Origin of the sequence: Roseovarius confluentis (assembly GCF_002917925.1) — a bacterium.
Lineage (GTDB): Bacteria > Pseudomonadota > Alphaproteobacteria > Rhodobacterales > Rhodobacteraceae > Roseovarius > Roseovarius confluentis.
In genome coordinates this window covers 177,205-189,944 of sequence record NZ_PPFE01000011.1, presented here as the reverse complement: position 1 = coordinate 189,944, position 12,740 = coordinate 177,205, and the positions used below count along the sequence as shown (strand labels likewise).

General features: G+C 59.2%; 17 protein-coding genes. 3 read left to right on the top strand and 14 right to left on the bottom strand.

Features of this window, described 5'->3' with window-relative positions; translation table 11 throughout:
* Positions 1 to 131 (top strand): copper-binding protein (locus tag C2I35_RS19135; RefSeq protein ID WP_211286193.1); only part of this gene is annotated, 131 nt, incomplete at its 5' end.
* A 42-nt stretch (positions 132 to 173) separates the two neighbouring features.
* On the opposite strand, the gene C2I35_RS19130 is transcribed toward C2I35_RS19135, so the two are convergent.
* From C2I35_RS19130 to C2I35_RS19110, 5 genes are all read right to left on the bottom strand, one after another.
* Positions 174 to 938 carry a MauE/DoxX family redox-associated membrane protein gene (locus tag C2I35_RS19130; protein WP_103764618.1) on the bottom strand — a complete coding sequence of 255 codons (765 nt, stop codon included), beginning with the start codon at positions 936 to 938 and terminating at the stop codon, positions 174 to 176.
* A 1-nt stretch (position 939) separates the two neighbouring features.
* On the bottom strand, positions 940 to 1,809 hold the full coding sequence (locus C2I35_RS19125; RefSeq protein ID WP_103764617.1) for a DUF305 domain-containing protein: 870 nt from the start codon (positions 1,807 to 1,809) through the stop codon (positions 940 to 942).
* A gap of 102 nt (positions 1,810 to 1,911) precedes the next feature.
* On the bottom strand, positions 1,912 to 2,262 hold the full coding sequence (locus tag C2I35_RS19120) for an ion channel (RefSeq protein WP_170067264.1): 351 nt from the start codon (positions 2,260 to 2,262) through the stop codon (positions 1,912 to 1,914).
* Positions 2,263 to 2,342: 80 nt separating this feature from the next.
* Positions 2,343 to 2,762 carry a Cu(I)-responsive transcriptional regulator gene (gene cueR, locus C2I35_RS19115; protein ID WP_103764615.1) on the bottom strand — a complete coding sequence of 140 codons (420 nt, stop codon included), beginning with the start codon at positions 2,760 to 2,762 and terminating at the stop codon, positions 2,343 to 2,345.
* A gap of 13 nt (positions 2,763 to 2,775) precedes the next feature.
* Positions 2,776 to 5,292, bottom strand: coding sequence for a heavy metal translocating P-type ATPase (locus tag C2I35_RS19110; protein WP_103764642.1), 2,517 nt, complete (start codon positions 5,290 to 5,292; stop codon positions 2,776 to 2,778).
* A 137-nt stretch (positions 5,293 to 5,429) separates the two neighbouring features.
* Here C2I35_RS19110 and C2I35_RS19105 point away from each other — a divergent pair, with 137 nt between their 5' ends.
* The gene (locus C2I35_RS19105; protein ID WP_103764614.1) at positions 5,430 to 5,636 is read left to right on the top strand and encodes a heavy-metal-associated domain-containing protein; all 207 of its coding nucleotides are present in this window, start codon (positions 5,430 to 5,432) and stop codon (positions 5,634 to 5,636) included.
* A 47-nt stretch (positions 5,637 to 5,683) separates the two neighbouring features.
* Here C2I35_RS19105 and C2I35_RS19100 read toward each other — a convergent pair whose 3' ends face one another.
* The 9 genes from C2I35_RS19100 to C2I35_RS19065 all read right to left on the bottom strand — a co-directional run bounded on the left by C2I35_RS19100 (position 5,684) and on the right by C2I35_RS19065 (position 12,280).
* A complete protein-coding gene (locus tag C2I35_RS19100; protein ID WP_103764613.1) occupies positions 5,684 to 6,415 on the bottom strand; it encodes a DsbA family protein in 732 nt (243 codons plus the stop codon).
* Positions 6,416 to 6,417: 2 nt separating this feature from the next.
* The gene (locus tag C2I35_RS19095; protein ID WP_425442947.1) at positions 6,418 to 6,837 is read right to left on the bottom strand and encodes a c-type cytochrome; all 420 of its coding nucleotides are present in this window, start codon (positions 6,835 to 6,837) and stop codon (positions 6,418 to 6,420) included.
* A 59-nt stretch (positions 6,838 to 6,896) separates the two neighbouring features.
* A complete protein-coding gene (locus C2I35_RS19090; RefSeq protein WP_103764611.1) occupies positions 6,897 to 8,288 on the bottom strand; it encodes a multicopper oxidase family protein in 1,392 nt (463 codons plus the stop codon).
* Positions 8,289 to 8,396: 108 nt separating this feature from the next.
* Positions 8,397 to 8,855, bottom strand: coding sequence for a c-type cytochrome (locus C2I35_RS19085; protein ID WP_103764610.1), 459 nt, complete (start codon positions 8,853 to 8,855; stop codon positions 8,397 to 8,399).
* 12 nt (positions 8,856 to 8,867) lie between these two features.
* Positions 8,868 to 9,203, bottom strand: coding sequence for a L,D-transpeptidase (locus C2I35_RS22760; protein WP_425442943.1), 336 nt, complete (start codon positions 9,201 to 9,203; stop codon positions 8,868 to 8,870).
* Between the two features lie 73 nt (positions 9,204 to 9,276).
* Entirely contained in the window at positions 9,277 to 9,444 is a 168-nt protein-coding gene (locus tag C2I35_RS22755) for a hypothetical protein (RefSeq protein WP_425442942.1), read from the bottom strand.
* Positions 9,445 to 9,831: 387 nt separating this feature from the next.
* Entirely contained in the window at positions 9,832 to 10,152 is a 321-nt protein-coding gene (locus tag C2I35_RS19075; RefSeq protein ID WP_245890553.1) for an SHOCT domain-containing protein, read from the bottom strand.
* Complete coding sequence (locus tag C2I35_RS19070) at positions 10,149 to 11,561, bottom strand: ATP-binding protein (RefSeq protein WP_211286186.1); 1,413 nt, start codon at positions 11,559 to 11,561, stop codon at positions 10,149 to 10,151. The genes C2I35_RS19075 and C2I35_RS19070 overlap by 4 nt, the downstream gene beginning before the upstream one ends.
* Positions 11,558 to 12,280 (bottom strand): response regulator, encoded by a 723-nt coding sequence (locus C2I35_RS19065; RefSeq protein ID WP_103764609.1) that lies wholly within the window; start codon positions 12,278 to 12,280, stop codon positions 11,558 to 11,560. The genes C2I35_RS19070 and C2I35_RS19065 overlap by 4 nt, the downstream gene beginning before the upstream one ends.
* A gap of 166 nt (positions 12,281 to 12,446) precedes the next feature.
* Here C2I35_RS19065 and C2I35_RS21995 point away from each other — a divergent pair, with 166 nt between their 5' ends.
* Positions 12,447 to 12,722 carry a hypothetical protein gene (locus C2I35_RS21995; RefSeq protein WP_146050088.1) on the top strand — a complete coding sequence of 92 codons (276 nt, stop codon included), beginning with the start codon at positions 12,447 to 12,449 and terminating at the stop codon, positions 12,720 to 12,722.
* The last annotated feature ends 18 nt before the right edge of the window (positions 12,723 to 12,740 follow it).

Sequence of the window (12,740 nt, the reverse complement as noted above, 5' to 3'; positions counted from 1 at the left end):
TTGATATGCCCGCGATGACCATGGTGTTCCGCGCTGACGAAGCAATGATGGCCAAGATGGCGGAGGGTCAGGAAATCGAGTTCGTTGCCGACCGGGTTGAGGGAAAGCTTACTGTCACGCAGGTGAAATAATCACTTAGATGTTCGGGTGGCGCGGTTGCCACCCGAACACTACTACCATCCGAGCGCGAACACTTTAATTGGCATCCAGATGCCCATGAGCATCATCATCAGGTTTTCAGTCAGAGAGATGAAACCCAGTGGCGCATTGCTGTCACCGCCCACACAGGCACATTTAAGCTCGCGTTTATCGACATAGACCGCCTTAAAAACGCTTATCGCTCCCACCATTCCAATAAACAGCGCAACCGGCGCCGAAAGCCAAGTGAGCGCGCCAGCAACCATAAGGATACCAGAGAAAGCTTCCCCAAACGGATAGAGATAGCTGTATCGGACCCAGCGGCGAGCCAGTAGATCGTAATTCAGGAACATTGTAGAGAAGCTCTCGACATCCTGCAGCTTCTGCACGGCGAGAAAGCACATGGAAATGGCGATGAACCATTCCGCCGCGCGCAGCGTGAAGATGCTACCGAAGCTTGCCCAGCTGAGGCCGAGCGCTATGAAAAACGCGACTGAGAAAATCGCAATGACTGGTTGATAACTGGTTTCGTCGCCTTCCGTGTTGTCGTTGTCGAAGTGCACCCGCAAAGCCTCGTAACCACCGATCCGCTCACCGTCGATGAAAGTCTGTGGCGTGGTCTCGACGCTGTGCTGTTCCATGAAGGCATCGGTGTCCTCCCGGGTGGTGAGATGGTGGTCCTCGACCTCATACCCCTCCCTTTCAAGAAGATCCTTCGACTTCAGGCCATAGGGACAGAGATGACCCGGCATCACCATGCGATAGAGCTTCGCCGTGCTCGGAGTTGCCTGCTGGTCCATGTCAGCCCCCGCAGCTGTAGAAGCCGCGGTAGCCGGCGGAGAGACCGGCGTCGAGCTCCAGCGTCATCGTCGCCTCGACCGGCTTGCTGCCCACCGAGTCAAGCGCCGTTCCGTCCTCGGCGGCGGTGAGAAGGATCGCCAGACCCTCGGTGCCTAGTTCCCCGGCCGCACCTTGGTCGATCCGCACGAGGTCGCCGCTCAGCTTGACCAGCCCGACGGCCTCACCATTCACTTCGCCAAGTGCCAGAGAAGCCGGACTGCCAGTGGTGTAGTTGAAGGTGCAGGCCGCGCCATTGGGCAGAAGCTGAGCGATCTCCTCCTCGGTCAGGAAACCGGGATCGAGCACGGCGATGTTCGCGGTAGAAAGGGCTTCGTCGAGGTTCACGATGCGAGGGCTCACAGGTTTCTCAGGCTCGGATACGTCACCCGATGCCTCCATCTCGTTGATGAGATAGCGCATTTCAGCGATTTCCTTGTCCTGCGCATAGATGATCTCGTCCGCCAGTTTTCGAACACGGGGATCAGAGATGTTGGCGCGGCTGGATGTCATTATCGCAATGGAATGGTGCGGGATCATCGCGCGCATGTAGCTGGTGTCCCCCACTGTGGCCTGCCCACGCACCAGCCAGAGAGATCCCGCGAATGCGACGGCAGCGCCGGCGAAGATCGCCGCATTGATCGCCTTGCTGGTATACATCGATAGCATGAAGACCAGCATGATGATCGCCATCGTTGCACCCATCAACAATGCCATGTAAGCCCTTGTTTCGGACCAAAAAATGTGGGAAATCAGATAAGTATTCAAATACATAAGTCCGAACATTACAACCGTGGAGGTCGCAATCATGGCTGCAAATCTCCAATATGACATGTTGTACTCCTTCTGCTTTCACTGTCGTCGCGGACATAGCAACAACAACCATCCAGCGCTGGAGGGTTCCAGATTTTCCGGGCATTAAGTCATCTGACGCTTCTAGTCCTTCCCTCTCGTAACCACGAGAAAGATGGTGGAGGCCGAGCAACTAATTAGGAGAAAGCCATTCAGGGCCTCGGCACCGGCCAGAAAACGCAGATGGTCCGTGGGATAGATATCGCCGAGGCCGAGGGACGAATAGTTGACTAGGGAAAAGTAGAAAACGTCCATAAACGTGTCGACGTTCTCCTGTTCAAAACCGCCGATACCGATGAGTTCACCGAAACTGAAGCCGAGGGCATAAAGTCCGGCTTCAATGATGTGGGCAAGCGCAAGCGTATAAAGAGCAAAAAGGAGACGTGCGGACTGCGTGGACGGCGTCCCACGCGCCTGGTTCATCACAAGGGTCATCGCACGGACGTGCACCAGCCCGCTCGACCCGAATAGAACGACAACCAGAAGGATGGCCCAAACCACGTCTTCGGACCCGACTAAGTTGATTTGCGGCGGTCGTCCTCGTCGCACCGTTTCATGGCCAGATCGGCTAGAATCGGGCAGTCCGGGCGGTGATCTCCGGCACACTCCTGGACGAGATGCGCGAGTGTCGCTCGCATTTCCTTTAACTCGGCGATCTTGCCGTCGATTCGCTCAAGATGTTGCTTGGCGATCTCCTTCACCACGGCGCTGGCACGCTCTTCGTCTTCGTAGAGGGCAAGAAGATTACGGCAATCTTCAATTGTGAAACCGAGCGCACGGGCGCGTCCTAAAAACGCCAGCTTGTGCGCGTCACTTTCACGGAATGTGCGATAACCGTTCGAACTGCGCAAGGGCTTGACCAGTCCGATATCTTCGTAGTAGCGGATCGTCTTGGCGGGCAGCCCGGAAAGGTCGGCCGCATCTCCGATATTCATTGCATGATCCTCCTTATTGAGCAGCGACAGGGGCAGGGGACAGAGAATCCGCCCCTTCAGATTTCAAGCTGCTGGCTTCATCCATGGCCGGCCGGATCCGGCGCAAGCGCAACGCGTTAGTCAGCACAAAAACTGAGCTGAGCGCCATCGCCCCGGCGGCCAGCACCGGCGAGAGCAACAGACCGAAGGCTGGGTAGAGCACGCCCGCCGCGACCGGGATCAGCGCGACATTGTAGCCGAAGGCCCAGAACAGGTTCTGCCGGATGTTGCGCATGGTGCGAGCCGACACCTCGAAGGCGTTGACGACGCCGCGCAGGTTGCCCGACATCAGCACGACGTCCGCGGATTCGATGGCCACGTCTGTCCCGGTGCCTATGGCGATGCCCACATCGGCATGGGCCAGCGCCGGGGCGTCGTTGATCCCGTCACCGACGAAGGCGATCTGCCGGCCCTCCCGCCGCAACGCGTCCAGCGCAGCGACCTTGCCATCGGGCAGAACTCCCGAAATCAAGTCGTCGATGCCGGTCTCATGCGCGATGGCCTCGGCCGTTTCGCGCTTGTCGCCAGTGATCATCGCGACCTTCAGCCCGAGATCATGCAGCGCCTCGATGGCAGCGGCGCTATCGGGCTTCACTGGGTCGGCCACGCCGATGACCGCCGCGATCTTTCCATCAACGGCCGCGAAAAGGGCCGTCCGGCCCTGCTTCGCGAGCCGACGCTCGGTATCGGCCAGCGCCTCGATGCTCAGTTCCTCGCGGGTCATCAGGCGATCCGCGCCGACAATCACGTCGTGCCCCGCGACCTTGGCGCGCACGCCGTAGCCGGTGATCGAGTCAAACCCCTCGACCTCGTGACGCGCCACGCCCTCGGCCTGCGCCGCGCGCATGATTGCCTCGGCAATGGGATGTTCGGACTGCGCCTCGATAGCCGCGACTAGCGCCAGGACCTCGGCCCGCTCAAACCCCTCGGCCAGCACCAGGTCGGTCAGTTCGGGGCGGCCCTCGGTCACGGTTCCGGTCTTGTCGAGCGCGACCAGGTCCACGCCAGTCAGCTGTTGCAAAGCGTCGCCCTTGCGGAAGAGGACACCCATCTCGGCCGCGCGTCCTGTGCCAACCATGATGGAGGTGGGCGTGGCCAGCCCCATCGCGCAAGGACAGGCGATGATCAGCACCGAAACGCCTGCAACGAGCGCGTAGGACAGCACGGGCGCCGGTCCGATCAGCAGCCAGATCAGCACGGCCAGCGCGGCCAATGCCATAACCGCCGGTACAAACCAGAGCGTGATCCGGTCCACCATGCCTTGGATCGGCAGCTTGGCGCCCTGAGCTTCCTCGACCATGCGGATGATCTGCGCCAGCGTCGTGTCCGCCCCCACGCGGGTCGCGCGGTAGCGGAAGCTGCCGCTGCCGTTCACCGTGCCGCCGGTGACGGGATCGCCCTCGGACTTCGCCACGGGCACCGGCTCGCCGGTGATCATGCTCTCGTCGACATTCGCGCTGCCTTGGGTCAATTCACCGTCCACCGCGATGCGCTCGCCCGGCCGGACGACGAGGATGTCGCCGACGCGGATGCGCTCGATCGCCACGTCCTGCGCCTCGCCGTCCACCAGAACCCGGGCCGTGTGGTCCTGAAGGCCCAGCAGTTTCTGGATCGCGGCCCCCGTGCGGCCCTTGGCGCGCGCTTCCATCCAGCGGCCCAGAAGGATTAGCACGACGATCACCGCCGCGGCCTCGAAATAAACGGCACGCGCCGCCTCGGGCAGCACGGTGGGCGCGAAAAGCGCGGTGACCGAATAAAGATAGGCCGCCCCGGTGCCCACCGCGACAAGGCTGTTCATGTCGGGCGCCCCTTTGAATAGGGCCGGAAACCCCTTGGTGTAGAAATGGCGTCCGGGCCAGAACAGCACGACGGTCGTCAGCATGAACTGGATCATCCAGCTGGCCTGATAGCCGATGGTGCGCCCGATCATCTCGTGCATGCCCGGCACGAGATGCGCTCCCATCTCGAGCAGGAAGACAGGCAGGGCCAGTGCCGCCGCGAAAACGGTCCTGCGGGCGAGCGCATGAGCCTCGGCGTCCTTGCGCGCGCCGCGATCCTCTGCAGCATCTTCGATCAACTCGGCCGGGTAGCCCGCCGCCTCGGTGGCCTGCAACAGGTCAGCCGGATCGACAGCGCCTTCGGCATAGGTCACGGTCGCGGTTTCCGACGCGAGGTTCACGTCCACGTCGAGCACGCCCGGCACCGCCGCCAGCGCCTTGTCCACCCGTCCCACGCAGGAGGCGCAGGACATGGACGAGACGTTCAGGCGCACGGTCTGAGTGCGGGCGGGATAGCCGGCATTGTCCAGCGCCCCGATCACCTCGGGGATCCGAGCATCCGAGTCGATCTGGACCTGCGCCGTTTCGGCGGCGAGGTTCACGTTCACTTCGTCGATACCGGGCAATGCTAAAAGCGCACGCTCGACCCGACCGACGCAGGACGCGCAAGACATGTTCTGAACAGAAAAACGCAACTCTCTTGACTCCGGCATGAACGTCTCCTTCATCTCCTGCAAGATATCTATTGGTTCCCCCCGCTGGAAGGTCAACGGCGCCGAGACATTTTTTCGCCCTTGACCTTCCCATGCGGGAGGCATGCATCTAATGCCGAGAACTGGAGGAAACAGATATGCGTAGCTTCAAGGTTTCGGATATGAGTTGCGGCCATTGCACCGCAACGATCGAAAAGGCGATCAAGGCGATAGACCCAACAGCGTCCGTGACCTGCGATACGGGTACGCGGCAAGTCGAGGTTGATAGCGTGCTGAACGAGCACGCCCTGACGGAGGCCATCCGAAATGCCGGTTTCGGTGTTACGGCTGCCTCGACGACCTGAAGACCATTGGCGCCGGACAATTCCGGCGCCGGTTCTCCATCATCGCACTAGTTTCGTTCCCCTTCGCGGGCCTCATCAACCAAGGCTTCCAGTTGGTCTTGTTCGACCAAACCGGGAAGCAGGTGGTCTCCGATCACGAACGACGGTGTGCCGTTGAAGCCCAATGCCTGCGCCAGCCGCATCGATTCGTCGATGTGCCTCTGGACCTCCGGCGCCTCCATGTCCGAACGCAGCTGGTCCACATCAAGGCCGATTTCTTCAGCGATCCGCAGGACAGACGCCTCTTGCGCACGTTCCTCCATGCCCATAAGCGCCCAGTGGAATTCTTCATACTTGTCCTGATTGCGTGCCGCCAGGGCTGCTTTCGCGGCGAAGACGGACCCGTCACCGAGTATCGGCCATTCGCGAAAGACGAGCCGCACATTCGTGTCCGCCTCGATCAAACCTTCAACCTCCGACATGGCCCTGCGGCAATAGGGACAGTTGTAGTCGAAAAACTCCACAACAGTGACGTCCCCATCAGGATTGCCCAGCACCGGCGCGTTCGGATCCTCTTCCAAGAGCTGGCGTTGTTCCTTGAGCACGTCCGCCGCGGCCTCTGCCTGCGCGGTCGCTTCCTGCTGTTCGAGAAGCTGCACCGCTTCCATGATGATCTGGGGGTTTTCTAGAATCGCTTCTAGGGCCAGTTCCTTGACGCGTTCCTCGCTCAGGGCCTGTGCAAATGCGGAAAACGGCAACAGGATACTCAGGGCGAGCATTGCCAATCGAAGCGATATCATTTTCAGTTTCCTCGTTTCTGCTGTTCTGCCTCGCTGCGGGCGGCCTGGACCTCTCTCTGACGGTCGGGCCATGTGGATTTGATGAAGGCGAGGATGTTCCATATCTGCGCATCGGTCAGCTCGTCACCGAAACCGGGCATGCCGCTTTGGAAATCCACACCCTGCTTCGCGAGAGTCTTCTTTCCGCCGAGCTTGGTATAGTCGAACAGAACACTATCAGGATGATGCCAGGTGTGACCGGTTTCGTCATGCGGGGGTGCGGGCAGGATGCCATCCTCTCCGGCCGAGCGCCATCCGACCTGTCCCTCGAGATCGGCGCCGTGGCAAGAGGCGCAATACTCCTGGTAGAGTTTTTCGCCCTCGGCCAGATCGACCGTCTGCCGCAACGTCGCGGTGCCGGATGTGCCACTACCCGCCATCATCCAGGCGCCAACGCTAGCCGCGCCGACCACGAGTAGAAAGAGGACAAGCGAGCGTCGCATCATGTCACCTTCATCCAGGTCATCATGCCCGAGGCCGCGTGGCTGAGCATGTGGCAATGAAACAGCCAATCGCCGGGATTGTCGGCCACGAAACCGATCGTGCGGGTCTGGCCGCCGAACATCAGGATCGTGTCGCGCAAGGGCCCTAGGCCGCCATCCTCGCTGATCTCGCGGAAATGCAGCGCATGCAGATGCATCGCGTGAGGAAAGGACGTTTCGTTGTAGATCTGCAGCTTGACCGTTTCCCCATTCGCGACATCGACAAGCGGGGTATCGTTCATGCCGATTGTCCCGTTGAAAGACCAGAACTGGTTGGCGTCCACCAACTCACGAAAGCTTTTCTTCTCGCCATTCAGAAACGCGCTGTCGAGCGTGCCCATTGCGCCGCCCTGCATGTCGAGCCGCACGGTCCTGGCGTCATCGAGGCCGATCACCTCCATCCCCGGATTGGGTGGCAGCGCGTCCGGTGCATCCCGGCGCGTGGTCGAGGCCTTTCCAGTCACGGTGAAAGCCACCTGCGAGGCCGCCTCCTGATCGTCGAGGCGAACGAGATGGGCGGTTTCCTCGGGCGCGGCGGTCACGTCGACGATCAGATCGGCCCGCTGACCGGGGCCGAGGATCAGCGCCTCAGCGAGCGGCTCGGGCCGGGGCAGTGGCATGCCGTCCAGTGCAACCGTCCAGCCCTCCATGCCATGAAGCGACAGCACGAAAATCCTGGCGTTGGCCGCGTTGACGAGGCGCAGGCGCAGACGTTCGTGTTGGCGCACCTCCAGGGAAAGGTCGTGCCGGCCGTTGGTGGCGATGAAATTGCCGCGCCGCCCGGCATGGCCGCGGTCATGGCGCGAGGTGAAGTCCGGGGCGATCTGCGCCATTTCGGGGTCGAGCAGCCAGTCATCAAGGATCAGTGTCTCTTCCCGATCCAGGTCCGGCGGCTCGGATTCCTCGACGATCAACGCGCCATAGAGCCCGCGCGCCACCTGTTCGGTCGAGCGGTTATGCGCGTGATACCAGTAGGTTCCGGCATCCGGCACGGTAAAATCATAGTCGAAGCTTTGCCCCGGCTCGACCGCGGGCTGGGTCAGCCCGGCAACACCATCCATCGCATTGTCTATGCGAACCCCGTGCCAATGCACCGTGCTTGCCTGGGGCAGTGCGTTCATGAAGCGGCGTTGCAGCCGCGCACCCTGCTGAAGACGCATTTGAGGGCCGGGCATCGCGCCGCCATAGCCCCAGATTTCGGTCTTGGGATAGTCTTCCGGCGCCAATTGAACGCTGGCCGTGCGTGCGTCCAGGGATTGGAACTCTGACGTTGCGGCATAAAGCCGCTTTGGAAGGGCAAGCGCCGCGGCGATAGCCGCCCCCTGCATGAGAAAATCGCGTCGCGTCGGCATGGAGAATCCTGTGTTTCAATCGCGGCAATTATGGCGCCGGCAATCAGATCTGAAAATCGGAAGATCAGGCCGGATAGTGAGAGTGGGCACCCGGAACCTGCCCAAGGCTCAGTTGATCCCGTTCTCCGTCTGCAATTCACGTACATAGCGTGCGATCAACTCGACGTCGCCATCAGTCAAACCTTCGACCGGCGGCATGTTTCCAAAATTCCAGTGATGCGCGCGCACACCGTTTTTCGCGGCCATCACGAACGCCATGTCGGAATGGTGGTTCGGTTCGTAGATCTTGTGCACGAGTGGTGGTGCGACCTCGTTCTGGCCTGCGGCGTTCTTGCCGTGACATTCCGCACATTTCGCCTCGTAGGCCCGCTTGCCCATCTGCGCCTGGTCCGAAAGCTCCGCCGGCAGCGAAACTTCGACCATGGGGGCGCCCGATTCCAGATCACTGGTGTCGGGAGGTACCACCGAATGGCCCATCCCCTGCTGGGGTTGCTGCGCGATTTTCCAGTAGACTACTGCGCCGCCCAACACGAAGAAGGCCAGAATGGCTAGAACTGTCTTGTTCATTTGATCCTTACTTCAGATAAGTTTGACTTGGGTGCCGATTGGAGTCCTGTCGAACACTTCGATGATATCTTCGTTGTAGAGACCGATGCAGCCGCTGGAGGATTTGCGACCGATCTTGCGCGTGTCGCCGGTCCCATGGATGCGGTAGTACTGCCAGGTCAGATGCATGGCGCGCACGCCCAGCGGGTTCTCGGGGCCGGGGGCGACATATGCCGGCAAAGACGGATCGCGCTCGCGCATCGACGTGGTGGGCACCAAATCCGGCGCATCGTCCTTGTAGACGATCTCGCTATAGCCACGCCGCGTGAGTTCGTCGCCCTTAGGAACCGATGTGGGGTAGATGCGCATCTCCCCATCCGCGGTCCAGTGCTGAAGAACTCTGGTGTTGGTATCGGAAAGCAGAATTCCTTTGCCGAGCGCGTCAAAGTGATCCTGCCAGCGATGCAACCGGAATGACGAAATATTCCGGCGAACCGAGTCCGAACTCTTGGGCACGCAACACCGATGGTGCCGCAAGAGCAACGAGCCCTCCAACCGAAAAGAATAGAAAGCCTCGGCGTCTTATTGCCCTGGGGGTCTTGTCTTCCATCGTCCGTCTCCGCGCATTCGATCCTTGAATGGGACTCTTGAACCGCCTTCCCGCACTGGAAGGTCAAGAATGGTCGGGATGAAAACTCCGTGAAATACGTAACGGTTTGTATCGCTCACCTCCCTGCAGGATAAGCCTTTAGCAGGGTTTCGAATTACGGGGCCTCGACATTATGAAAATGGCCAAATCACGAGTAGAGCTTTCCAATTCAAGTAACATGATGAACTTTGGGATATGAGTCTGCTGTGCGGTCACACTTGCGCCGGTTTTGTTTTATGCTGTGGCAGGTCGCGTATCTGTTGGCTTCTCGAGCAACACGTTCATACTCGCGCCTTTGGCATGATGTCTGGGAGGTCATTTCGGCGAAGCGGGAAAGGGCATGATGGCTTAGCCTTGGAGTTCTTGCTTGCGGCGCCGAAACTCATCTTCGTCGATCTCACCGCGTGCATAGCGTTCCTTGAGGATCTCCATCGCATCGCGAGTTTCGCCCAAACGGTTGCTGGTGAGCATACGGAAGAAGAATACGGTAACCGCGATAATCACCCCCCAGAAAAGGATCATGCCGAAACCTCCCCACCAACCATGACCATCTCCCCACATCATGTGTCCAAAGGTGTTATCAGCAATGCCGCCTGGATCCGCGAGGGCCGAGACTGTGCCCGCGAACAGAGCGATTACGCTGGATTTGACCGTCATATAGGCATTCATGATACTGTCTTTTCTTGCTGGTTGGAACTTTGTGAAAACGGCAAATCGAGTCGCGCAAGAAGCCCGCCGTCCGGGTGGTTCTGCAAAGTTATATCGCCGCCATGCGAGCGCAGGATAGTGCGTGCGATTGACAGGCCGAGACCGGTGCCACCCGTCTCGCGTGAGCGTGACGTCTCGACCCGAAAAAATGGTTCGAAAACCTCTTCTAGCTGCGTCTCCGGGATGCCGGGACCATGATCACGAACCCAGATTGATGCCCTGTCATACTCGCGGCTATACGTGACCTCGACATCGTCGCCGTAACGTACTGCATTTTCTATGACGTTCCGCAAAGCTCGGCGCATGGATTGAGGCCGAAGCCTCACCCGAAGCGGTGTGTCCGTTTCGAGTCGGAATGCGTTGAGCATGTCACACTTCAGCTCAGTGAGAAATTCCCCGAATTCTATTGTTTCAGGAGGTTCACTTATTGCCATGCCTCGAGCAAAAGCCAGTGTGCGCTCGACCATTTCCTGCATTTCCTCGATGGATTTCACCAAGGCGTCACGCGTCTCTTCCTCATCCACCATCTCTGCGTGAACCCGCAATGCGGTCAGTGGCGAACGCAAATCGTGACCCAGAGCGGCCATTATACGCGTCTTGTCAGCAACCGTGCGCACCAGTCTCTCCTGCATGTGATTGAAGGTATCCGTCAGTTCTCTGACTTCGCTTGGTCCCGCGACTGGGAGTGGCTTGTTTTCCTCTCCCCTCCCAAGCCTGTCTGCGGCTTGCGCCAAGCGCCTTAACGGCCAGGTCAGGCGAGCAAGCAAGTACCAGCAAGCAACACCGATCAGGAACGCCGCCGTGAAACCAAAACTCACCGCAGAAAAGATTGGCCACTGTAGCGGCGGTCGCTGAAAGCGCGTATCGACATTCAGCCATGTGCCATCTTCAAGCGCGATAGATAATGTTAATTCAAGCCCTGAGATCTTGTCATGCATCATCTGCTTGTGCTCTGCGACTATTTGCGGCGGCACTGAACTCATTGGTGGGAATGCGCGCTCAAACTCATGCAATTCTACTCGGATTTCGCGACTGTCTTCAGGGCTAAACAATGACCTGACGCGCGCTTCGACAGCTCCTCCGGCGCGGTGATCAAGATGATCAACAGCCGCCTGCGGGTTGATCCGAAACCGTGCCAGCGGCGAGTCTGCAGCTCGAAGAATGGAGGCTCGCAAGTCCGTTGGAGCCTGTTCGAGTAGCAGGGCCACATTCGCCGCGCGCCCGGCCGCTTCTGCCCCTATAGCAGCACGCACGGCGAGACTGCGCTCGTCCACGAACAGCCAAATGCTAATCGCCTGGGCGACGGCGAGACTACCGATGATGAGCAACAGAAGCTGGACGCGTAGACTATCCAGCCGCTTGCGGATCACTGCTGCACCTCGACATCCGTTGAAAGGCAATAGCCCCCGTTTCGAACCGTTGTGATGATCTTCGGACGACCTGGGTTGTACTCGATCTTCCGCCTGAGGCGGCTAATCTGGTTGTCAATCGTCCGGTCGAAAGCGGCCGGTGTTCGTCCGACTGTCAGATCAAAAAGCTGTTCTCGGCTCATCACGATACGCGGGCGCTCGAGCAAGATCGTCAGAAGTTTGAATTCTGATGTCGTCAGTACGTCCTCGCGGCCGTCCTCTGCGAAAAGGCGGCGCGTATCGGTTTCGAGCGTCCAGTCCGCGAACCTAACCCTGCTGCCCGTAAGACTCCCGGCGAGCGCTTCCGGTTTCTGCGCGCGGCGCAGAATTGCCTTTATCCGCGCCAGTAGCTCGCGAGGGTTGAAGGGCTTGGGCAAATAGTCATCCGCACCGACTTCGAGGCCGATGATGCGGTCCATTTCCTCGCCAAGCGCTGTCAACATGAGGATTGGGGCCAGCCCTGTGGTGGACAGACGACGACAGACCGATATCCCGTCTTCGCCTGGCATCATCACGTCGAGGACAATAAGGTCATAGCGGCCAATCTTGAGTAGACTATCCATCTGGGAAGCGTCGACCGCCGTCGTCACGCGCATGTCATTCTTTTCCAGGTATCGCGCAACCGCTTTGCGAATTTCGGCGCTGTCATCGACCAGAAGTATGTGCGGAGATTTTATCATCTTTTGTACCTAAGCGATGAAAGGATCGCTGCCGAGAAAATTTGTCACTTAATGTAACAAAGCCACACTTTGCGACAGATTGATACAAACGTGCCGTTAGCAGCGTTCCCAACCCAAGTCATACTTCATCGGCAAACAATTCATGTAGGAGAAAAGGAGAAAGTGAATGAGACGTAAACTGGCACTGATTTTTTGTACAACTGTCGCGGTGTCTGCTGGTGGTATTGTCTTGGCAGACAACGGCTACGGTACCGGGCATCACGAACTGCCCAAGCGAGGTGATGCCACCCATTCGGGAGATACAATGAAAGGCCACTTTCGGCACATAGACCGCAATCAGGACGGCATGGTGTCGCGCGAGGAGGTTGAAGCCCACGATGAACGTGACAAATGGTTCAAGCGAAACGCCCTGCTCGGGGAGTTTGCTGATCCAGGATTTTAGTTGTGAAGAACTCTCACA

Bases quoted from the DNA above. Each gene is read 5' to 3' on its own strand.
- C2I35_RS21995 (WP_146050088.1), top strand. From the start codon at position 12,447: ATGAGACGTAAACTGGCACTGATTTTTTGTACAACTGTCGCGGTGTCT.
- C2I35_RS19105 (WP_103764614.1), top strand. From the start codon at position 5,430: ATGCGTAGCTTCAAGGTTTCGGATATGAGTTGCGGCCATTGCACCGCA.
- cueR (WP_103764615.1), bottom strand. From the start codon at position 2,762: ATGAATATCGGAGATGCGGCCGACCTTTCCGGGCTGCCCGCCAAGACG.
- C2I35_RS22755 (WP_425442942.1), bottom strand. From the start codon at position 9,444: ATGGAAGACAAGACCCCCAGGGCAATAAGACGCCGAGGCTTTCTATTC.
- C2I35_RS19065 (WP_103764609.1), bottom strand. From the start codon at position 12,280: ATGATAAAATCTCCGCACATACTTCTGGTCGATGACAGCGCCGAAATT.
- C2I35_RS19075 (WP_245890553.1), bottom strand. From the start codon at position 10,152: ATGAATGCCTATATGACGGTCAAATCCAGCGTAATCGCTCTGTTCGCG.
- C2I35_RS19090 (WP_103764611.1), bottom strand. From the start codon at position 8,288: ATGCCGACGCGACGCGATTTTCTCATGCAGGGGGCGGCTATCGCCGCG.
- C2I35_RS19110 (WP_103764642.1), bottom strand. From the start codon at position 5,292: ATGCCGGAGTCAAGAGAGTTGCGTTTTTCTGTTCAGAACATGTCTTGC.
- C2I35_RS19120 (WP_170067264.1), bottom strand. From the start codon at position 2,262: ATGACCCTTGTGATGAACCAGGCGCGTGGGACGCCGTCCACGCAGTCC.
- C2I35_RS22760 (WP_425442943.1), bottom strand. From the start codon at position 9,203: ATGCGCATCTACCCCACATCGGTTCCTAAGGGCGACGAACTCACGCGG.
- C2I35_RS19095 (WP_425442947.1), bottom strand. From the start codon at position 6,837: ATGATGGCGGGTAGTGGCACATCCGGCACCGCGACGTTGCGGCAGACG.
- C2I35_RS19130 (WP_103764618.1), bottom strand. From the start codon at position 938: ATGGACCAGCAGGCAACTCCGAGCACGGCGAAGCTCTATCGCATGGTG.
- C2I35_RS19100 (WP_103764613.1), bottom strand. From the start codon at position 6,415: ATGATATCGCTTCGATTGGCAATGCTCGCCCTGAGTATCCTGTTGCCG.
- C2I35_RS19125 (WP_103764617.1), bottom strand. From the start codon at position 1,809: ATGTCATATTGGAGATTTGCAGCCATGATTGCGACCTCCACGGTTGTA.
- C2I35_RS19085 (WP_103764610.1), bottom strand. From the start codon at position 8,855: ATGAACAAGACAGTTCTAGCCATTCTGGCCTTCTTCGTGTTGGGCGGC.